Genomic DNA, 21,774 nt, shown 5'->3' with positions numbered 1-21,774 from the left:
AGATAGTCCACTTCGCTACCCTGAAACCGATGGGCGGTCCCGATGATGAGCTGTTGCTGCATGCGCTTTTTGTGCAGTCCACCCAGTGCCTGATCCTCATGCAATCGCTCAAATATCTCATCCACGAACGCTCGATAAGGGGCGACGAGCCCCAGCGACCGGTCAGGATATTGCTCGGCCCATTCGGCCAAGAGGTTCAACGCCGCCTCTATCTGTGCTTCATTGGTCAGGCTGCGTGTCACGCCGCGCGTCCGGTGTTGGCCAGCCACGTGCCGGACGACGATCGGCTCTGACTCCTGCACGCTCGTGTGAATGCGCAACCGACCGCCGTAGAAGCTTTCGTTGGCAAAGGCGATGATCGGCGGTGGGCAGCGGAAATGATCGGCCAACCAAAACGTTTCTTCATCTGCGAGCCTGTGCATGAGAGCAAAGGCTGAGACGGCGAAAGAAGCTTCGATTCGGTTTCCTCCGACCGAGCGCAAATATGGCACTGTTGTGATCCGCCTCCATCGCTCGCGCGTCACGTGGTCGAGCTGTTTGGGGTCTCCCACGATGACGACCCGCCGAGCTCGATACAGCAGAGGAAGCAGCGAGGCAGGATCACATGAGGACGCTTCATCCACAATGAGCGTATCGAAAAGGCCTGCCGAAAGTGGAAGATTCTGCCCGACCGAGAGCGTGGTGACAGCAATGCAGAAGCCCAATCGGCCCACATCTTCGAAGGCCTGCAACCGTTGCTGCCGGTCGGTCACCACTGACATCAGCTCGCGGAGCTTCGATTCACCACGTTTCAGCATATCGCCAAGGCGATGCCACAGGGCGACCGTGTGCGCCTGACGCGCAGCCGCAAGTGCGTGGCTGTCCAGTTCGTCAAAAAGCTGACAGACCTCTCCCCAGGCCTCATGCAGCTCGCGCATGTGCCGTTCTCCCTTCCACAACCACCAGCGAACACTCCACCAGAGTCGGCTCCAGCGATCGCCGTCCGGCCCTGTGCCGAATCTCTGCAACTGACGCGCGCAACGATTGAGCTGATGACACAGTTGAGTGATTCGCTGATCGTAGGCCCTCAGCTCGTCGCTCGCCCGATCAATCCGCTGCCCTTCCCTTGTCGAAGAGAGATCACCATCTCTCGACAATGAGGCGAACAGCTCGCCCTCTTGCTTCCAGCGCGAACGTCCGATCAACTCTCCCAACGTCTCAGCCAGTTGCGTCCGCGCCTGTTCATTGCCCGTGCGTAAGACGCAGCCTTTCCCCATCAAGCGCTCGGCCAGCTCCACAGCGGCGTCCACCGCACGATTGACACGACTGGCAAGAAGTACCGATTGACCGGAGAGCAAATGAGAGATGATAAGCCCCACGATCACGCGCGTCTTCCCCGTGCCAGGCGGCCCCGTGATCACTGTCAGTGGCGACCGCATGGCCGCTGCCAGCGCGAGCGCTTGACTCAATGTGGGCCTGACAGGATTCGCTAATGCCATCAATACATCTTGGAAATCCAACGGCCTCGACATAGGCGGTTGCCACAGAAACGAAAGCGCCGTGCCTGCCGCCGAGTGTCGTTGGAGGCTGTCCAGCTCCTCCTGCAACGTGCGATCATAACTTGGTTGACCGACCACCCAAAAACCCGCCCATGGGACAATAGCCGGTGGCGCCACATCGGACAGCCCCGTCGCTGCCGAAAGCGGTAGCCCATAGCGTTGAAGCAGCTCCCGCACCGCGTGCTGCAGAGCAAGCGGGCTTTGGCGCGCACTTTCTTCGATCGTAGCCCGCACCACAGCCAGTTCATCAGCGCCAATTTCATCGCCGAGGCAACGCCCGATGAAGAGATCGGCCGGGTCTACGCGCACGCCCTGCGGGCCATGAGGACAATAAACGCCTCCCACCGGCTCCCACCGTCGCTCGCCGCTTTCCACGTCGCGGAAAACCGCCAGAAATGGAGCGAAAAGCAAAACGGCTGCTTCTTGGCGCTCAACCTGCTGAAGTCCCTTCTGAGCGGCTGGCGATGCGAACGTCTCTGACCACGTCGTAGCGATTGTGCTGATCGCATGAAAGCGCGGCGGCCTCCAGCGCGTGCCAAGAAACTCACGATCGCTCAAACTGGCCTCGCCCTGCCGTTCGAGAGCTAAGCACCGACGGTAATAGTCCACAAGCTCGGATATAGAGGCATGCGCGCTCCGTTCCGTCATTCTCCCTCCTTAATTGCCAAAGCCTGACGAGAGCATTCAACACATCTAAGTGAACGCATGGGCACGACAGTTACACCTAACAATTCACCATCGGGTGGCTGACGAAGGAACCTTGAGAAATCTTCGCTTCCTCCCATGTTGACGATTTCATTGGATGGTGGCATGGCCGCTCACCCGCACAATCTCATTGAGCCGCAATCAGGTTTGCTCCGTAAAATTCTTCCCTAACCGCTCTGCAATGATTCTGTGGAGCAGGTTGGTCACCCGAGGATGACTCAATCGCTATCCGCTTTCAGAGCAACCACGCCATGCCGATCAAGGACAATAACGCGATTCACCACCCGCGGACTGCTGCTCCACTAAAATGCTTCTTTATTGACAACGTAGGGCATCTGTTTGGGGTCGCCGCCGTAATTTTTCTCGATCACGTCAATGAGTCCCTGGATACAGCGACCGGCCATGCCGACGTTCGGGTCCACACTCAAGCGTGTGGCGCGAGCCGCACTGGCAAAATGGGGAAGCTTCCGCAGCTTGTGCTCCAACCGCGGGTCCCTCAAGGGACTGTCCATCGGCAATGGCTCGACCTCATATACATCAAGCGCCGCCCCGGCAATCCAGTCATTCAACAACGCCTGAGCCAACGCTTGCTCATCAACAACAGGCCCACGCGATGTATTGATCAGATAAGCTGTCGGTTTCATCATGCGCAACGAGGCTTCGTTGATGAGATGATACGTTGGTGTCGGCCCTGTCCCCGGCATGATCAATGGCACATGAAGGCTCACATAATCAGCGCGAGAGAGAGCCTGCTCAAAGTCAACGTATTCGATTGTCTGCCTCGTCTTGCAGAATCCTTCCTCATATCGAACATCCATCAGCCGGCGGGCTCGTCCAATGAAGGCTTCATCCTGATACACCGCATCGTAGCAGAGAATGTTCATGTCAAAGCCAATACATTTTTTGGCCATCGCCTGACCGATTCGTCCTGTGCCGATGATGGCCACCGTTTTACCCGTCACCTCATCGCCGAGAAAAGGCAAATACGGATGCCACGTTTTCCACTCTCCCTGCTCAAGCAGTTTTTCTGCTGAATGCAGCTTCCGTGCAACAGCCCCCATCAGGAAGAAGGCAAATTCGGCGGTCGCTTCCGTCAACACATCCGCTGTGTTGGTAAACGGGATGCGATAGCGATTGGCAGCCGCTCGATCAATGTTATCGAACCCGACGGCAATTTGCGACACAACCTGTAACGTGCCAGCGCCAGCGGCGAAAACTTCTTCATCAATTTGATCACGCAACGTCGTTATCAAACCATCAATGCCTGACTTGACTTTCTCTACGATCAACGACTTGGGCGGCGGTTCCATCTCAGGATAGACTTCTACCTCATAACCACGGTTTCTGAGAACATCAACGGCCTCTTGACCAATATCACACGTCAGAAAAACGCGGATTTTCTTCTCTGCCATAACACTTCAACACTCCTCAGAAAAAGTGGCACAGGCGTTCCCGCCTGTGGCGTTTTTCATCGTTTCGCTCGCGTCGTCCCGCACGAGATGAACAACGCCTCTGAAAATAGCCCACGAAACACACGAACCTCACGAAAGAATTCTATTTTCATCGTTCGTGGCGTGCTGTTGCATAGGGGCAATTCCCCGAAAATAACATTTTCATCATCCCAAGCCCCTGCGGGGAAATCCCAAGCCCTCTTCGACGGAAATCCGAAATCCGAAGCACGAAATCCGAAACATGTTCAAAAGTGAAAATCTCAATGTTCCGAACACTGCCCAATCGTTGTCTGCCATTTGGAGTTTGGTCATTGGAATTTGTTTCGGATTTCGGATTTCGTGTTTGGGATTTCCCTCGAAGAGGGCTTCGGATTTGGAATTTCCCTCAAAGAGGACTTTCCCCCGCCCGGGTACTGACCACGCGAACCACGCGAACAAACTAGGCAATCTCCTCCATCAGCTTTGCAATGCGCTCCAACGCGCGACCCAAATTTTCTCGTGAATTGGCATACGAAAAGCGCAGATAGCCCTCACCATACGCACCAAAGGCTGTGCCTGACAAACACGCAACACCGGCTTTCTCCAGTAAGAGGTCGGCCAGCGGTTTGCTTTTCCAACCAGTTGCTTTGATATTGGGAAAAGCGTAAAAGGCTCCCTTGGGCATGGCGCAGGAAAAGCCCTTGATCTGGTTCAATCCATCAACGATGAAATCTCTTCGCTGTTTGAATCGAGCAATCATTGCTTCCACATCGGGCGTCTCTTCACGCAAGGCCGTCACGCCGGCCAACTGGGTAAACGTCGCCGTGCATGAATTGCTGTTGGTTTGCAGCCGCGTCACTTGCTCGGCTAGTGTAGCGGGCATGATACCATACCCTAATCGCCAGCCCGTCATGGCATAGGTTTTGGAGAAACCATCCAGAATGATGGTTCGTTCCATCATGCCGGGAAATCGAGCAATCGTATCGTGTTTTCCCTCGTAAATAAGGCGGCCATAAATCTCATCGGCCAGCACCGGGATGTCCCGCTCAACGGCCACGCGCGCGATCGCTTCAAGCGCTTCACTGGAGATGACACCGCCTGTCGGATTGTGCGGCGAATTGATGATAATCAGCCGCGTTTTATCGCTGACCTTGCTCAGTAGGTGTTCAACATCCAATTCAAATCCCTTCTCTTCGAGCAAAGGAACCGGCACAGGGATGCCGCCGCTGAAATTGATCATTGATTCATAGATTGGAAAACCCGGATTCGGATAGATCACTTCATCGCCAGGGTTGACCAATGCCAGGATAACAAAAAACATGATCGGCTTTGCGCCCGGTGTCACCACGACATGTTCCGGTTGGTACTGAATCCCTCGACGTTTGTAACAATCCTCGACGATCGCTTCTCGCAAGCTAGGCAAACCGGCGGACGGCCCATAATGATGCGCCCCTTCGCGCAGCGCCTTAATGGCAGCCTCAACGATGTATGGCGGTGTATTAAAGTCCGGCTCGCCGATTTCCAAGTGAATCACGTCACGCCCTGTGGCCTCAATCGCTTTGGCTCGCACCAGCACCTCAAAGGCCGTTTCCGTGCCCAACCGAGCCATTCGCTCAGACAGCTTCATGTCTACCTCCTGTAGCTTAAATTCGTCACTGGACGGCTTTGTACTATATCGCATCTTCATGGCAGCGGCTACCCCGACACGTTCAATATAGGCGCGTCAAGTTGGCCAGCTTCTCATGGCTACCGAAGTCAATCGCTCATCGCAGGACAGTGAGCGGGCTAACTGAGCAAGCACGCAACGGCCCCAGCACGTGTCGCGCCTGATCCACCCTTTCTCTGACTGAGCTCTTGTAGTACGATATGGTCCCTAATCTCATAACGAGAGGTCGAATCAACGCGATGGAACGAATGTGGATTTCGCAGGCGGCCAGCTTCGTCGGGCAAGAAGTTGTAATCAAAGGCTGGCTCTACAATAAACGTTCGAGCGGAAAAATTGCTTTTCCACAAGTGCGAGATGGATCAGGCATCATGCAATGCGTCGTCGTCAAATCCAATGTGTCGGAGCACGTCTGGAATGATGTTGAGCGGGTGACTCAAGAATCATCACTGATTGTCACCGGCACGGTTCGCGCAGAACCGCGTGCGCCGGGCGGATACGAACTAGACCTCAGCGGCATCGAGATTGTGCAACTGGCCGACCCATACCCGATCACCAAGAAAGAGCACGGCATCGAATTCCTGGCTGATCATCGTCACTTGTGGCTTCGTTCACGTCGGCAGCATGCCATTATGCTGGTTCGCCACGAGGTCATCCGCGCTGTTCGTGATTTTTTCGACAACAACGGCTTCGTACTGTGTGACGCGCCGATTTTCACGCCGGCAGCGTGCGAAGGAACAACAACACTGTTTGAGGTCAATTATTTTGAAGACAACAAAGCCTATTTGACGCAGTCCGGCCAGTTGTACAACGAGGCCACAGCCGCCGCGTTTGGAAAAACCTATTGCTTTGGTCCAACATTTCGCGCTGAGAAATCCAAAACGCGCCGCCATCTGACCGAATTCTGGATGGTGGAACCTGAGATGGCATACGCCACGCTGGACGACGTGTTTGATCTGGCTGAACAACTCATCGTCAGCATCGTTGAGCGCGTGCTGGAGAAACGCCGACCTCAACTAGAGCTGCTGGAACGCAACATTGCCAACCTTGAGAAGATAGCCCGACCGTTCCCGCGCATCTCGTATGATGAGGCTGTTCAAATACTGAAAGACGGCGGCTTGCCATTTGAGTGGGGCGGCGACTTCGGCGCGCCCGATGAGACTTATCTCTCCGAGCAATTTGATCGTCCGGTCATGGTTCATCGCTATCCGGCTGCCGTCAAGGCGTTCTACATGGAGCCAGACCCACAGCGCCCCGAACTGGCTTTATGCGTTGACGTGCTGGCGCCTGAAGGTTACGGCGAAATCATCGGCGGCGGCCAGCGCACTGCTTCGCTTCAGTTGCTCATGGACCGCATCCGCGAACACAACTTGCCGCTGGAAGCTTTCGACTGGTACCTGGACTTGAGGAAATACGGCTCTGTGCCCCACGCTGGCTTCGGCATGGGCATCGAGCGATGTGTGGCGTGGCTCTGTGGGCTGCAACACATCCGTGAGGCCATTCCGTTCCCTCGCATGCTCTACCGACTCAAACCTTAACAGCGCGTGCATCGCACCATGTTCAATCACCAACGAACGATTGAGAACAAACCAAAAATCATTTGCCTCTTTGGCAATTCTCGTTGCGCTCCAGGCGACGAAGAGTATCATCAAGCCGAGCAGCTCGGCCGTCTTATTGCACAAGCAGGCATGATCGTTTGCACCGGCGGATACGAGGGCATCATGGAGGCGGCCAGTCGAACCGCACAGGCAGCCGGCGGACAAACCATCGGCATCACCTCGGATATTTTTTCTTCCCCGCCCAACCCGTACCTGACGCGCGAGATTCGGGAACCTGATTTGTTCAGCCGGCTGAAGAGCATCGCTGACATGGGCGATGCGTTCATCGCATTACGCGGCGGAATGGGCACACTGACAGAAGTCACGCTGATGTGGAATCTGCTGGTGCTTGGCTGCCTGAATCCGCCTAAGCCATTTGTGCTTGTTGGCGCGTGTTGGCGGCCGGTCGTAGCGTCATGGTCGTCCCACCTTGCGGTTGACGGTCGTGACCTGCCCCATGTGATGCTTGTTGATTCAGCCGAACAGGCCATTGATTACTTGCACTCCTATTGGCAAATGAATCACGACCTCGCACGATGACCCTGAACACTGGCGCCAAATTAGGCAACCAAGCCAAGCAGCCTGCCTCGGTGGAGCAGGCTGATGAATTCATCGGCCTCACGCACGAGGTTGCACGCGCTTGGGCGCGGCGCGTCAAGCCCGACTATCGTTTCGTGCTGCACCGGCTCATGCAAGCCATCGCTCCACAACCGGGCGACCACGTGCTTGATCTCGGTCTGGTGGATGCCACGCTGGCTCTTCAGTTGGTCTCACACATTAAACCTGGCCAGGTCACATGCCTCTGCCCAACTGAGGCGAGCATTCAGCAAGCATACAAGCAGGCGCAAGCTGTCGGCTTAGAAGAGCAAATTGATTGGCGGCTGGCTCCCATCGCTCAGCTTCCTTTCCCCAACGCCTCGTTCGACCTGGTGACCTGTAGCCTTTCATTCCGTTGGTTGCCGGCCAACACGCTGATCCGGGAAGCATACCGGTTGCTCGTCCCCGGCGGCCGACTTGTCATCGCTGAGTTCCTTATCCCTCTGTCACGGGTGACTGATTGGCGACTTTGGGTTCGCTCGCGGTTCTACAAGCATCTGGCGCGCAACCCACTGGAAGCGCAAGCAACATTCTATTCAGCCGACCAATTGGCTGACCTGTTGCGCAAGGTCGGATTTGCGCCGGTTGTGATTCAGGGGCTGCACAAACCCAAGACGAAATACTCGTGGACCTTTTCGTTGATTAAGGCTGTCAAATGACTACACTGTTTGAACAACAACGCATTCGGATTTTAGGCGTCCCGATGGACCTCGGCGCAGCGACGCGAGGAGTTGATATGGGTCCCTCGGCCATGCGCATTGTCGGGCTGGGTGAAAAACTGCAGAAACTCGGCTATGAGGTGGCCGATTGGGGCAACATTACGGTTCCCATTCGTCAAGTCTTGCCAATTGGCGATCCTAGGCTGCGCTATCTGTCGGCCATTGTCCAAGCTAATGACGAACTGGCCGACAAAGTGGAAGCGGCGCTGCAAGAAGGCGCTATTCCTCTGGTGTTGGGCGGCGATCAAGCGATCTCGGTCGGCACGATTGCAGGCGTTTCGTCGTTTTTCCGTCAGCGCCGGCAGAAAGTCGGGGTGATCTGGTTCGATGCCCACGCTGATATGAACACGCCGGAAACCACGCCATCGGGTAACATTCATGGCATGCCGTATGCCGCTTCACTAGGACTGGGCGCTCCGGCGCTGACCAACCTGAAGGGCTTCTCTCCGAAACTCGACGCCAGCGCCTGCACGCTGATCGGCGTTCGCAGCATTGACGAGCTGGAACGCAATAATATCCGCGACTCCGGCTTGCACGTCTTCACCATGAGAGACGTTGATGAACGCGGTGTGCGCAGCATCATGGAAACGGCGATTGAAATCGCTACGCGGAACACGGCGGGCATCTTAGTCAGCCTGGATATGGATTTCTTTGACCCATTGCATGCGCCGGGCGTCGGCACACCTGTCCAAGGCGGCGCCAGTTATCGCGAGGGTCACTTGGCGATGGAGATGATCGCCGATACAGGCAAATTGGTGGCGCTGGAAGTGGTAGAAGTCAATCCTGTCCTTGATACACGTAATCAAACGGCTGAGCTGGCCGTCGGTATGATTCTCTCAGCGTTTGGTCAACGCATTCTTTAACGGGGAACACTCCACCACTTAAAAGCCTCCATGAACAAAAAATTACGAGTCGCAGTGGTCTTCGGCGGACGCTCCGGCGAACATGAAGTTTCGCTCATCTCGGCTGCTTCAATCATTCAGGCATTGGACCCAGAAAAATACCACGTCATCCCGGTCGCCATCACCAAAGAAGGCCGTTGGCTCACCGCGAAGAATGCAGCTCGATTGTCGCCGCAGCAAATCCTCCAGCAAGCAGATCAAACCATCGCGCTGCTTGCTGATCCTACGCACCGTGCCTTGCTCCGACTCGATGACAAAATGCAAGTGATCGGGCAACAAAAAATTGATGTTGTCTTCCCGGTGCTACACGGAACCTATGGCGAAGATGGAACCATTCAAGGATTGTTAGAAATGGCCGATATCCCTTATGTCGGCTGCGGCGTATTGGCTTCGGCCGCTGGCATGGACAAGGACGTGATGAAGCGACTCTTTCGCGCCGCTGGGTTGCCGATTGTCCGCTATTTGATGTTCACTCGCATTGCCTGGGAACAAGCTCAAAACAAGCTCTGTCGTCAGGTGTTCAAAGACTTCAAGCTGCCTGTATTTGTCAAACCGGCGAACCTGGGATCATCGGTCGGCGTGACCAAAGTCAAAACGCGCTCTGGATTGATTGAAGCCGTCAATCGCGCGGCGCAATATGATCGAAAGATTCTTGTCGAGGAAGCGATTGAAGCCCGCGAAGTGGAAGTCAGCGTGCTTGGTAATGAACAACCGATGGCCAGCGTGCCTGGCGAAATCATCCCCGGCGCTGAATTTTACGACTATGACGACAAGTACAAGAGCGATGCCGCCCAGCTCATCATCCCGGCCAAGCTCTCTCGCTTGCAAACTAAAACGCTTCAGCAATACGCCATCCGCGCCTTTCAAGCGATTGACGGTTCAGGCATGGCGCGGGTTGATTTCTTCATCGAGAAAACAACAGGTCGCATCCTGGTCAACGAGATCAATACCATCCCCGGCTTCACCAGCATCAGCATGTACCCAAAATTATGGGCTGCCAGCGGCATTCCCTACTGCGACTTAGTGGATCGCTTGATCCAGTTAGCACTGGAACGCCACCGCGAGAAATCCCGCTCCCGAACATCGCGATGAATCGGCGCTTTCCGAGCATCCCAGTCAAGCCGGTCCGATCATGAAGCCTGAGACCTGAAATGCAAGGCTCCGGTTCTGAAAGTTCCGGCCCTGAATAACGCTAACCGTCGGCAACCTCGATGAACGTCGGCTCTTATGACTCAATACAATTGCAGCCGCGCCGCCTGCAACACTTCCGGTCGGGACGCGTTCAGATGCACGTACGCGACGATGCCTAATTGCATCGGGTTACTGCGATAGCGATACTGGCGACCATCGTACAGAAAGCTCCGCTCGAACGTTTCCGTTTGCCCGGCCATCGTCAACGTCAGCGGGGCAGGTGGCAGCTTCTTGCGCACGACCCAATCAAAATGCGACTCGCCGTTGGAAGCCCGGTAGTTGATGTTGTCTTCATACAACACAAACTGAAGCTGAGCGGGCGATGGAACATCGGTCAGCGCCGTAACGGTCACCGTAAACTCAATGCGCGAAACGGCCGGCGACTCCATCAGCAGCCTGCCCGACAAAGCTACATCTACTGGCAGCGGTCGTTGCTTGGCCAAGTTGTAAACTGAGTTGTAGCCAGCATCAATGGACGTCTCATTGGGATTTGTGCTGCCGCCAACTCGACGGTACAAGCCGTTGAAAATGACCGTAGGAAAAGCTGAGATGCTGGCCTGCGCAAGCCAAGCCTCAGCAGCTTCATTGCCAAACTGGCTATCGTCATGATATGCCAGCACGGCGAGATTGTTTGTGCCCACGCGCTCTTCCAGTCGTTTTAGAGCGCCGCTCGAACCGGGACAATATGGACACCATGTGCCTGTGGCGTATTCAGCCAAAACCATCTTCACAGGCGGTTGTTGCACAATGGCTGAGGATGCCTGCGGTCTCGCCGGCAGCGCCACGAAAGCTGCCGTCAGCATCACGAAGACTGCAAACATCCATCGTGTTGATTGTCGCTTGATCATGCGATTGATTCCTCCAATAAGCTCAAAATCGGTAACTCACTGTACTACGAAATCCGCGAAATGGCGTCTCCTCTCGACAAATGCCGCCACTACAGACTAACCCACCGGGTCGCTGACCAACAAAGACTTTCACCAACCACGATGAAGTGGGCGTGAAGACGACCTCCGGCCCGGTGAAATACTTTTCTTCCAGTTGTTCGCCGCTCTCTCGTGACACGTTCTGTTGGCGAGCCAGCAGCAGGCTGAAGATCACGTAAGGCGAAACTCCATAACTGAACACAAAGCGATCATCATGCTTCTGGATCAAAAATAGCTTCGTGTGGCGCCCATCGTAATTAAACCCGACACTGTGCCGCCCGCCCAGCCGGCGGGTCACATCAACGGTTGTGTGCGTTTCATCCAATCCGACATCTTTCTCGTACCGCCGCCCTATGACAACCTGAATGAACCAGCGATCATCTTGCAACGACTGTTCGACACCTCCAAAAATCAATGTGCTGAAATTGGGCAGTGGAAAACTGAATGGCGCCGTGCTCTGGACAGAGTTCTGTTGGGTATAACTGAAGAAAGCCGTCGTGCCGGTTTTGATAAAGGTTCGATCCACGCGCGCGCGAAAACCCCGCACATTCTGATTGGCAATCAGATCATCCACGCGCCCCAGGTTGGGTGGATTCACATACGGTGATTCAAAATCGCGATAATTCTTATATTCGACCAAGGCAGTCGCGCCCAGCGCATAACCGGTCGCTGACAAATAAATCGCGCGTCCGTGCTCAGACAGCCCGGTGAAACCAGGATTGTCGAAGCGACGTTGCGTGAAGGCCACCTCCCCGGCAACATCCAACCGATTCAACACGCCGGAGGCTTTGAATTCAACACTGCCTGACTGCTGGCGGTTCGCCTCTCGCCCCTCATACTCAAACCGGTTCAGATTGATACCGATCATCGTCTGCCGTGGCAACCGTCCGACCACGCGCAATCCGATCAACTTATCTTGATGCCCCGAAGCGAGCAACTGCGGCTCAATGCCGCCAGCATCGTTCGTCACTTGGTCAATCACACCACCCAGGAAAAGCGCTTCGAGCCATTTCCACTTGACACCAACGCGCCCACCATCAATCGTGTGATCCAACCGCAATGCAGGGTCTTGTTGCAAGTATAACGTTAAGCCATTGCCCAACGATTGATTGAAATCGCCAGCCCGAAAGTGAATCCCTTCGCCCACGTATTCGATGTACTTGCGATACACGCCAAATTTTTTAGGCTGCTCATAATTATCCGGCAAGACGCGCATTTGATCAGAAAAGACCAACGAACGGAGCTGCGCGCCAAAATGCCATTTGCCTCGATGCCCGACAAAATCAACGAGGTTCTTGTATTTCTGGTAGGCCTGCTCTTCTTGAAATGTGTTGTGCTCAAATTCGGACAGAAGTGTGACCGTCACGCCCAATCTGTGCAGTGGGGATCGTGTTCTCGGTTTTTCCGGCTCGCCCTGCACGTGAGGCTCACCATTGCCCCCACGACGATCAGCCTCGTCCCCAACACTCAACCATGTTGCCAGATGTTCTTCTGTCGGCAACAAGCGTGCTATTGGCAACTCGATCATGGCTCCCGTGCCAACAGGCGGTTGCTCAACCGGCGCCTGGCCATCAGGCTTATCTTCCGTTGCCCAAGCCACACCAGTGATTATGAGCATGAGACAAACCACGATAGTCCACTGGCGCTTACAAATCAACACGCTTTAGTCTCTCCCCCTCGCTACTGACTCCCCAAGAGCCAGGGATTGAAAGCAGCAGGACATCACCTCCGGTGCCGTCCCTCAGCCCTCACTGCTGACTCTCCAACAGCCTTACCACTTCCCGTCTCACCGTTTCTTCATCACCCGGTTTGTATCCCTGAAAGCGCCGCACGATGCGTCCACGACGATCTACCAGCACACTAAACGGGATGTCAGGCTGAGTCTGAAACTTCTTCAACACGAGTGAGTCCGTGTCTAGGAGAATCGGAAATGTGTAGTTGTATTTCTTGACGAACGGTTTGACTTGGCTCTGTCGTGATGCGTCGTCAATGCTGATGGCCAACACTTCAAAGCCCTGCCCCTTGTACTGATCGTACAACTTCTGCAAATGGATCATCTCTTTCCGGCAAGGAATACACCAGGTTGCCCAGAAGTTGATCAACACCGTTTTCTGGTTGATCAGTTTCCTCATCTCAAATGTGCCACCATCGAGCATCGGCAATCGAAAATCAGGGACCATTTCCTGAGCCGCTTCTAATGAAGTCGGCCCGGAGACCGGCACTGATACTGCGGTGACAAACAGAGCCAACATCAGCACGATTCGTAAGGCCTGTTTCATACTCCCTCGCACGTGTGTTGTAGCAAGCGACAAAGTAGCAGAGCCTCTGCATGTTGTCAATTCAGCGCATCTTGGCGCTGTACAAAAGCTTGGCTAACGTCAAGTGCGGAGAAAAAGCCATGTTCTTTGCAAGGGCGTTGCTGTGTGGACACCCACTGACGTGTGTCGTTTTTGTGTTGCGGCGACGCATGTTTGTAGGGACATCGCTATGTGGACGCCCGCTGAGTCTGAGCAGCGGCGGCAGCACACCAGAGGGTAGCCAAACGTGCAACCTCTGGGTGGGCATCATTCCCAATCCTTCGTGCCTTCAACAGCCGCCACCCGTTCTTCCATCGGCTCGTTCGTGCTGTTCACTTGCGAGCCGCGAACGCGCTGCTGTGGCGCGCCTCCAACGCGCCACTGTTACTTGTCCTGCTGTCGCAGATGTTGCACGTCTGGCAATGTTGTCACGCACCGCTTGCGTGGCTCAGCAAAAACTAGCGTGGCATGTGTAATGCCAAATGCTCACAGAAAATCGTAGACTGCCGCTTGGGGCGTTCTGCTCCTGCTCGCCATGTTGCTCTGTCAAACACGGTCTTTCTCCAGACCATTGGTATTAATTCAAAAGCCAACTGGCATAAAATCGGCTTTCAAAGCGCGTAGCGCGGGCTCCGGCCTGTGTGCACTCACCGACCACGGCCTGTGTTCCCAGCGATTGAGCAGTCCGTTCAAGCGTGCGACACGCGCCGCGCCTCAGAGAGAGATCTTCTTCAGCCGCAACGAATCATCCTGTGGTTCCGTCGTCAGCGGCTTGCGCACGTAGTAGCCGCGCCGGGCCAAGATGGTCAGATCACCTTTCTCTTTCTTCACACGGTTGCTCACGGTGAGTTTGATCTCTCGGAATCGGCCATCGGGCGTCAGATCGGCAGGCGCGTATCCCAACGTGTAGCGCGTGCGCAAGACCTTGAGCATTTCAATCAAAACGATGCCGACCTCATCATGTTTAGTGCTGACGGTGATGCCGCCTGTTTTCTCAGCGTAAAACTTGGCGCTGCCCCGCAGTGGAGAAAGATGCTGCATCAGTCTCATAGCGATGAGCATGCCTCCGGCGATCGGATTGATCGCAGTCATGGCGCCTGCTGTTCCAACGGTGACGGCCGTCATCATCTTCTTGTTGTATCCCACGATGATTCCGCAGAGCGTGGTGCCGCCCTCGTAAAGCTCCCTCGCCACCACATCACGCGGTGGGCCTCCACGGAAGAAACTCGTGTCCATATCATCGGTGACCATCAGGATGGCGCGACGCTCCGTTGGTTGTGTGTTCTTCCGCAGGTACCGGGCTGCTTCATGGATGCCCGCATTTATAAAGGTGGCAAAGCCGATCTCAGGTGTCACCTCACTCCAGATGTCATCGAGCTTACTGGCGATCACATCGCGATCGGTAGTCAGCTCGGCGACCAATTTGGGTCGGCTGCCAAAGATCATCAGCGCGACTTTGTCATCGGGTTTCAACTGCCCGAGCGCCTCCAGCGCCGCCCGTTGCACTTCGTCAATGATCGGTTGCACGCTCCCGCTCACATCCACTAGCAGCACGACCGACAGCGGTAGCTCCTGCTGGCTGAAATGGGTGATCTCTTGCGTCTTTCCGTTTTCCAACAACACGAAATCATCGCGCGTCAGATCGCCGACTATCGAGTTGGTTTTCTTGCTCAGCACAATCGCGTCCACAAGGATGAATGATGATTCTAATTTGATCGCCGGCTCCTGTGGCTGTGGGAGCCCAAACACAACGGCGGGCCAAAGAAGAACGAGGCAAACGATTTTGTTCCAGTGATAGCGGATCATAGTCCTACCTCCGTTCAAGCTCAATCTCGACGAGTCCCCGCTAATCCTGACGAACTGTGTTTCGCGCCGATTGGCGTGGGTTCGCCGATGATGTTGACGCTGTGTCGCCTCGGGGGCATGAGCGACCCCTCCATTACTGCTATCGGCGTGAGTATAAATGAGGGCTTCGAGGTGCAGCAAGAGCGAAAGTGATTTTCGACTGCTGTGATGACTATTGCCAATAAGGATTTGGTTGCGCACCTATTTCGAGCAATTCGTGCGAGTCTTCAATTGCTGTCACAACTCCTCAGAAAAAGTGGCACAGGCATTCCTGCCTGTAGCGTTTTTCATCGTTTCTGGGCGTCGTCCGGACGACATGTAGAACTCCTCTGAGAATGCGACATAGATTCACTGATGAACAGTGTCTGAATCAGTCAATCAGTAAATCTGTGCTTGTTTTCCATCGTTCCTCCCGCATCGCCACCGGCGACTTGCACGACGGCTCTGAGCATGTGCGTACCGTTTTGACTCTCGATCAAAGCGATTTCCGTGCCTAGGCGGCATCGCCCATTCGCGCGTTTCGCTTGCTCCCGCCATAAAAGCCTTTATGATCTCTTCACAAAAACGCTGAGGACACTGAGAAAAAACTCGCGTTGATCCGTCGCCTCTGTGTTCAGCCGCGTTTCGTCTTGCTTTCCATCCGTCATCGCCCATATCCAAAGGAATCGCCTATGTGCTCTGGGCACACCACGGACGCTGAAAATGTGCTCTCACCGGAATCATGTGCAACGAAACGCCTCAGGAGCTCATACCCGCGCTCGCGCAGTGTTGAAAATGGTGCTCTCACCGGAATCATGTGCAACAGCACGCCACGAAGGATGAAAAAAATTCTTTCACGTCGGTCGTGTGTGTCCTGAGCTATTTTTCGGGAGAGCGAGTCGCTGGCTTGACGTTACTTCAGTAACCTGCGTACCTTTCATCTGCATGATGAAACGAACAACACGCAAACGCAAAGCCGCGCGCGGACCTTGGGGCGAGCTCCTCGAGCAGATGATCGCCGAGATGTTAGCCGACCCGCGCCTGACAGATAAGCAAAAAGCCCAGTTGCTAGCTGATCTGGAGAAACCCGATGCGGAGTGGAAACCGGTCAAGATTAAGGGCGAGCCCCTCTCTGAAACGATTATCAAGATGCGAGGGCCTCGTCCGTGATCTGGTTCTGTGATGCCAGCGCGCTGGTCAAACGCTACATCCAGGAGGTCGGCAGTCGCTGGTTTCGCCGTGAGGTGGATCGCCACACGGTCATCATTGCTCATATCACGGTGGTGGAAGTCCACGCCGCCTTGGCTGCCCGTTACCGGACCCGCACCATCTCCCTCTTCTCATTTTATCAAGCTCGCCACAAATTCGCTGATCACGTGAAGTGCGCTCTGTACCAAATACAGCCACTGACTGAGCCCATCGTCGCTATAGCTACTGCGTTGCTGCCTCATCATCCACTTCGAGCCTACGATGCTGTTCAACTGGCCACGGCTCTGGATTACCTCAAGATGCATCCGGCTGTGCGACCCCAGTTCTGTTTTCTTACCGCTGATGATCAACTGGAGCGGGCGGCCATCGCCGAGGGACTCAAAGCAGACAATCCTAACCGCCATCGCCGCTAATTTTGATTTGTCTTAGCATCCGCCTTAATCCGTCGCGTCCGAGTTCATCGGCACTTGCTCGTTACAGCAATTGTCAGATTGATGTTCAAAATCAAAGGCCCGTCAGTAGTGGGCAGGATTACTGTCAGTGATGAACATGCAAGTGAAACCCATTGTAAGGGGATACCAAATGTCGAGTGAAGTTCGCACCGCGCCGCTCAGTCAGTTTAGCTCCAGCCGTGCTTCTTGGCTCCATGAACGTGGTCTTTCCCTTCACAATTGGTATGATCGTCGAGCATGCTCTTTTTTTGAAAACCACCGCATGCCAGCCCCACACCAACAAACAAGCGCGGACTGATGCGCTGTCAGATGTGGTCGCTCATTCTTCTGGCGCAGTACGGTAGAGCGATGGAGCAGATACTTTCCATGCCGGATTTGACACCTTGACTTGCACACGAACCGGCTTGTTTTGCTTGTAGGTCGCCTCAGAGGTGTATTCGAGAACGTAGCATGATGTTAAATGCTGCGCCAGCCGCTCGAGCTCCCGCTCTAAAAACTTGTCAGCCGGAATCAGTTGACCGGCTGTGACCTCGGCTAGATGGTTCAAGTAGGATTGACTACCCATCCCTTTGGCGCGAACCACGTAAAATGGAATCTGCCGTTGAGCGGCAAGCTGCAATGATGAGTTTCTTGTCTGACGTTTGCTCCCTTGATCCTCGCCGTCGGTATACAACAGCACAGCGGCGCGAGCGTGCTGGCTAGAGTCGCGAAGGAGATTCACTACCGACTCGATGGCATCATAAAACCGAGTGATCTCCTGTCGTTCAACCGTCAGCGATAAGCGAGCAATGGTTCTCTTGATGCGCTCTGGATCAACAGAGAAATCTGTCTCCAAGGTTGTTGATCGCGCAAATGAGACGACCGCCAGCTCGTGAAAAGGCCCCAATAAAGAAACAAAATACTGGAGGCCCTCTTGCAAGCGAGCAAAGGCATAAGCCATGCTTTCGCTGGTATCAATCATTAACACGAGCCGCAACGGCGCCGTTGGCTTCAACCATTGCTGTATTGGCTGAGGTCGCCCTTCCTCCAACACGGTGAAATCATCTTTCGTGAGATTCGTCACCGGCTTGCCGGCTTGATCCCACACACTGACAAAGAGCCGTACTCCTCGCTTCGGTGCCAGGGTTGAATCAAACGCTCGCGGGCCATCGCTCCCAGCAGTAGGCCATAGCCAAACCATGCCAACGACGAGCCAAAGCATTGCAATCCATCGCTTCATCAAACGCCTCTCATCGAGACCCTGGCTTGGAGAGTTTTGAAGGATCAAGCGCGATTGTGATACTTTTACGATGACGGATGACAGAGAGAATCACCGAGCCTGTTTTGCGAGCCTGTCGCATCAATGAGAGCAATGTATGCTCATTAGCGACCGGCTTGTTGTTGACGGCCATAATTACATCACCAGCCCGTATCCCTGCTTGACCAACCACCGACGACATGGTGACTTCGGTTACCAACACACCACCCTTGCTTTCAACACCCAACGCGCGTCGCATCGCGGCTGATAGCGGCTGCACAACCAGGCCGAGCCGCGCCAAGCGCTCATTGTCGCTCCGAGAAACTTTATTTGGTAACACCACGGAATCCATCATTGGCAACGATGGCCCTAGGCCAACGCCTGTCTCGGGTCGAGCCTCAACGCGAACCGGCACCGTCCTGTGTTCTCCTGCCCGCACAACATCTAACATGATCTCAGAGCCAATGGCCGATTCAGCAACCAGCCGGGCAAACTCGGCGATACTGCGCACCTCTCGCCCATTGATGCGACGAACCTGATCGCCAGGCTGAAGCTGCGCTTGCGCTGCTGGACTTCCAGCCAGAACTTCGCCGATGACAATAGCAGCATCACCGCCGGCGGGCAAAGCTACGGCCACATCCGGCCGTTGCGCTAAACGGACACCAATCCAGCCACGACGTGGGCGGTTTTGATCCATGAGCCGGCTGGTAATTTGCCGAATCTCCTGAATCGTTTTGACCATGCCGTGTGTCGGCCAAGCAGATTCCACAATCCCAACGACTTGTCCTTGCCCGTTCAACACAACGCTGCCGGGAGGCGCGCTGCTCGCTTTCCAGCGAATGTGCAGCACATCTGACAGCCCGAAGCTGTCTGCTTCTGCCTTGCCAGAAAAGACTCGTCCCTCCATCTCAACAACGCGCACGCCCGCTGCGGACGATTCCGACTGACCAATTCGTCCGAGGGCAACCGAATCTCGCTGTAACGTCCCCTCCACCTTGCGTTCAGGCATGGGAAACACAAACCTCAAATCGTGGTCTGTCCCACGCGCAGCCACCGACGCGGCAAACGGTGGCAGATCGGATTTCAACCCCTCAACCACTAACAAGCTATACCCACTGGCTGCATCGTAACTGACCGACGTTGGTTTCAACCTGTGGCCATCGGACGTGATAATCGTGATTGAATCCGGCTTCGGCTGAATGCGGAAGTCAGCTAATCGAGTGACGATGCGGCCCGACGGCTCAATAACGAGACCGGAGGCAACGTTGGTAATGCGCTGATCCGCAGGCAGCCCCTCCAAGGCCGATACAGGCACGCCTTGAGCCTGCCAGTTGGCCACCAGCTCGTTGACGCTCACCTCATGAATAACTGTCACCAGCCAAGGCATTGGCTGAGTCGGCGAGCTCCGTGTGGAAGCAGCCGGCAGATCGCGCCCTTGCGAACGTCCCCATACGGGCATGATTCCCATCGCACAGATGAGAATGCTAATGACGAGCCTGTGTGAATACTTAGTAAACATGATCCGATTCACTCGTTGTTGTTCGAGTTGAAACAAACAACGGTTCCGCTCCAACAACGACTGAAGGGATCGCCAGGAGTTTCTCACGTTCGCGCCGATCATCACGCAGGCGCAGTAAAATTTGCGATCCCTCAGCGAAACGACTCTGACGCCCCGCACGGACAGTCCGCGAAGAGACAAGCTCTCGGCCTGCGCTCTCGGAAGGCGAAGGCGGCAAAGCAGCAGCGCCAGACCAGACACCGACTGCATGGAAGCTCGGAGGCTCTCCGTTCACATCCGAGTCGGAAGCCATGTCCGTTGGCCGAGGCGTCACCGTCTGCATCGGCGCGCGGCTGACCTCAGGAGAACTTGTGCGCTCATTCAACAACGCCAGCGTGCCCACACCAAGCAGCAGCATCGCCGCAATCGGCAACGCATACCGAATATCAGCCCATCGCCACCACGCCAGTGGATGTCGCCCAAGACGCTCCACTCGTTGCTGTAGCCGAAGATTGAAATCATGAGGAACGGCGACGGGAGGATATGTGCGTAATAACGCACGAAGCTGTGTCAGCTCGCGGACGTAACATTGGCAACTCTGGCAATCCCGCAGATGACGCTGCATTGCCGCTGTTATCGGAGCGGCCGGGTCAAACTCTCGTTGCAGGGTTTCACAGTCCATCATCTTCAGCCCTCCTCACAAAAAGTGGCACAGGCATTCCTGCCTGTGGCGTTTTTCATCGTTTCTCTCGCGTCGTCCGGACGACATGAACAACTCCTCACAAATAAGCGCGAAGTTTTTCTCGCAGCAGGTTCCGCGCCCGATTGATCCGCGATTTGACCGTGCCCAGCGGCAACTGGAGAATCTCCGAGATACGTTCATACTCAAATCCTTCAATATCTCGCAGCACCAATGCCGCCCGGTATTTCTCTGGCAAGGATGCCACCGCGCGTTTGATGGCCTGGCGACGTTCATCTTCCAGCAGCTCTGCGTCCGGCGAGGGCCGCTCGTCAGCGATGTCCAGATCGGCGCCTTCATCAGCCCCATCCGTCGAAGGGAAAAACGAGACAACGGACATCAGCTTCCATCTTTTTCGCCGGCGCAGCTCGCTGATGGCCAGATTCGTAGCGATCCGGTAGATGTATGTCGAAAAATTGTGATCAGCCCGATACCGATGAGCATTCGCATAAATCCGAATGAATGTCTCTTGCGCCAAATCCACGGCCATCTCGTAATCGTTGAGCATCCGATTGACATAATTGGTAATCGGCGTCCGGTAGCGCCGTACCAGCTCGTAAAATGCCGTTTCGTCACCGCGACACGTGGCCGCCATCAAGCCATGGTCATCTAATCCACCATAGCCGGCCACGACCGCCTCAGCTACCGGCCCTTGATAGCTGATCGCCTCCATGGCCACGGATCCGTCTCCTTTCTCATATAATTGAGCCATCGGCTTACACGATTACTCTCACACGAAGTTTCAAAAAATCGCCAACGACAACGTGATTTAGTGGATACGATGACTTTCTGTCAAGCTATCAAAACTCCCCTCCTGCCGCACCACACCTACAGGCAAGAGGCGTTCGGCATAGAGCGTCGAGTTAATCAGCGTTTGCACGACGTACTCGCCCTCAACGGGGAATGTCACATTGGCAAAGATGTTGACGTTGTCAGCATACCCATTGGGCTGAATCTGAAAACTGGAGGGATGAGACGCGACCACTGCCTGTGTGCGGTTTGGCGTAAGAATCCGAACCTCTGTCAAGTACTGGCCTTCACCTCGCCAATGATTCAGCACAGCAAATTTCAGAATCGTGACGGGCAATTGAGGCACAAAGATGCCTTGAAAGACGCCGACAATCGTTAGCTTATTCCCTGCTTCCAGCCGCACGTCTTCGCAGAGAATGGTGTATTCCAGATAGGGCGACTGACCGGTTTGATCAATTTTGGTGCTCAATGAATCACCTCGCTTCTAGCTGAGTTCGAA

General features: G+C 54.9%; 19 protein-coding genes. 7 read left to right on the top strand and 12 right to left on the bottom strand.

Annotation, left to right across the window (positions count from 1 at the left end; all coding sequences use genetic code 11):
• From NZ823_08495 to NZ823_08485, 3 genes are all read right to left on the bottom strand, one after another.
• Positions 1-2,186: DNA2/NAM7 family helicase (locus tag NZ823_08495; protein ID MCS6805164.1), on the bottom strand; the 2,186-nt coding region annotated here is incomplete at its 3' end.
• Positions 2,187-2,545: 359 nt separating this feature from the next.
• Positions 2,546-3,655, bottom strand: coding sequence for a D-glycerate dehydrogenase (locus NZ823_08490; protein ID MCS6805163.1), 1,110 nt, complete (start codon positions 3,653-3,655; stop codon positions 2,546-2,548).
• A gap of 478 nt (positions 3,656-4,133) precedes the next feature.
• Positions 4,134-5,300: a pyridoxal phosphate-dependent aminotransferase gene (locus NZ823_08485; GenBank protein MCS6805162.1), complete on the bottom strand. Its 1,167-nt coding sequence runs from the start codon at positions 5,298-5,300 to the stop codon at positions 4,134-4,136.
• A gap of 278 nt (positions 5,301-5,578) precedes the next feature.
• Between NZ823_08485 and asnS the strand changes: the two genes are divergently transcribed.
• Genes asnS through NZ823_08460 form a run of 5 tightly spaced genes read left to right on the top strand, consistent with a single transcriptional unit; the run spans position 5,579 to position 10,244 of the window.
• Positions 5,579-6,874, top strand: a complete 1,296-nt coding sequence (gene asnS, locus NZ823_08480) for an asparagine--tRNA ligase (GenBank protein MCS6805161.1) — start codon at positions 5,579-5,581, stop codon at positions 6,872-6,874.
• An 18-nt stretch (positions 6,875-6,892) separates the two neighbouring features.
• On the top strand, positions 6,893-7,474 hold the full coding sequence (locus tag NZ823_08475; protein MCS6805160.1) for an LOG family protein: 582 nt from the start codon (positions 6,893-6,895) through the stop codon (positions 7,472-7,474).
• A complete protein-coding gene (locus tag NZ823_08470; protein ID MCS6805159.1) occupies positions 7,471-8,190 on the top strand; it encodes a methyltransferase domain-containing protein in 720 nt (239 codons plus the stop codon). The genes NZ823_08475 and NZ823_08470 overlap by 4 nt, the downstream gene beginning before the upstream one ends.
• Entirely contained in the window at positions 8,187-9,113 is a 927-nt protein-coding gene (gene rocF, locus NZ823_08465; protein ID MCS6805158.1) for an arginase, read from the top strand. Before NZ823_08470 ends, rocF begins: the two co-directional genes overlap by 4 nt.
• 30 nt (positions 9,114-9,143) lie before the next feature.
• Positions 9,144-10,244 (top strand): D-alanine--D-alanine ligase, encoded by a 1,101-nt coding sequence (locus NZ823_08460; protein MCS6805157.1) that lies wholly within the window; start codon positions 9,144-9,146, stop codon positions 10,242-10,244.
• Positions 10,245-10,384: 140 nt separating this feature from the next.
• Here NZ823_08460 and NZ823_08455 read toward each other — a convergent pair whose 3' ends face one another.
• The 4 genes from NZ823_08455 to NZ823_08440 all read right to left on the bottom strand — a co-directional run bounded on the left by NZ823_08455 (position 10,385) and on the right by NZ823_08440 (position 15,372).
• Entirely contained in the window at positions 10,385-11,191 is an 807-nt protein-coding gene (locus NZ823_08455) for a hypothetical protein (GenBank protein MCS6805156.1), read from the bottom strand.
• A gap of 22 nt (positions 11,192-11,213) precedes the next feature.
• Positions 11,214-12,887 (bottom strand): hypothetical protein, encoded by a 1,674-nt coding sequence (locus NZ823_08450; GenBank protein ID MCS6805155.1) that lies wholly within the window; start codon positions 12,885-12,887, stop codon positions 11,214-11,216.
• A gap of 130 nt (positions 12,888-13,017) precedes the next feature.
• Positions 13,018-13,548 carry a TlpA family protein disulfide reductase gene (locus NZ823_08445; protein MCS6805154.1) on the bottom strand — a complete coding sequence of 177 codons (531 nt, stop codon included), beginning with the start codon at positions 13,546-13,548 and terminating at the stop codon, positions 13,018-13,020.
• Between the two features lie 732 nt (positions 13,549-14,280).
• The gene (locus NZ823_08440; GenBank protein MCS6805153.1) at positions 14,281-15,372 is read right to left on the bottom strand and encodes a VWA domain-containing protein; all 1,092 of its coding nucleotides are present in this window, start codon (positions 15,370-15,372) and stop codon (positions 14,281-14,283) included.
• Positions 15,373-16,335: 963 nt separating this feature from the next.
• On the opposite strand from NZ823_08440, the gene NZ823_08435 reads away from it, so the two are divergent.
• Together NZ823_08435 and NZ823_08430 are read left to right on the top strand one after the other, a co-directional pair.
• The gene (locus tag NZ823_08435) at positions 16,336-16,560 is read left to right on the top strand and encodes a hypothetical protein (GenBank protein ID MCS6805152.1); all 225 of its coding nucleotides are present in this window, start codon (positions 16,336-16,338) and stop codon (positions 16,558-16,560) included.
• Positions 16,557-17,012 carry a type II toxin-antitoxin system VapC family toxin gene (locus NZ823_08430; GenBank protein ID MCS6805151.1) on the top strand — a complete coding sequence of 152 codons (456 nt, stop codon included), beginning with the start codon at positions 16,557-16,559 and terminating at the stop codon, positions 17,010-17,012. Before NZ823_08435 ends, NZ823_08430 begins: the two co-directional genes overlap by 4 nt.
• 358 nt (positions 17,013-17,370) lie before the next feature.
• On the opposite strand, the gene NZ823_08425 is transcribed toward NZ823_08430, so the two are convergent.
• The 5 genes from NZ823_08425 to NZ823_08405 form a co-directional block, all read right to left on the bottom strand.
• Positions 17,371-18,270 carry a VWA domain-containing protein gene (locus NZ823_08425; protein ID MCS6805150.1) on the bottom strand — a complete coding sequence of 300 codons (900 nt, stop codon included), beginning with the start codon at positions 18,268-18,270 and terminating at the stop codon, positions 17,371-17,373.
• A 10-nt stretch (positions 18,271-18,280) separates the two neighbouring features.
• Entirely contained in the window at positions 18,281-19,807 is a 1,527-nt protein-coding gene (locus NZ823_08420; protein MCS6805149.1) for a PDZ domain-containing protein, read from the bottom strand.
• Positions 19,797-20,471, bottom strand: a complete 675-nt coding sequence (locus tag NZ823_08415) for a hypothetical protein (protein MCS6805148.1) — start codon at positions 20,469-20,471, stop codon at positions 19,797-19,799. The genes NZ823_08420 and NZ823_08415 overlap by 11 nt, the downstream gene beginning before the upstream one ends.
• Before the next feature lie 94 nt (positions 20,472-20,565).
• Complete coding sequence (locus tag NZ823_08410; GenBank protein ID MCS6805147.1) at positions 20,566-21,198, bottom strand: sigma-70 family RNA polymerase sigma factor; 633 nt, start codon at positions 21,196-21,198, stop codon at positions 20,566-20,568.
• A 96-nt stretch (positions 21,199-21,294) separates the two neighbouring features.
• Complete coding sequence (locus NZ823_08405; protein ID MCS6805146.1) at positions 21,295-21,744, bottom strand: hypothetical protein; 450 nt, start codon at positions 21,742-21,744, stop codon at positions 21,295-21,297.
• Between the last annotated feature and the right edge of the window lie 30 nt (positions 21,745-21,774).

Source organism: Blastocatellia bacterium (assembly GCA_025054955.1).
In the GTDB taxonomy this organism is placed as follows: Bacteria; Acidobacteriota; Blastocatellia; order HR10; family J050; genus JANWZE01.
This window is presented reverse-complemented; position numbering and strand designations above follow the sequence as displayed.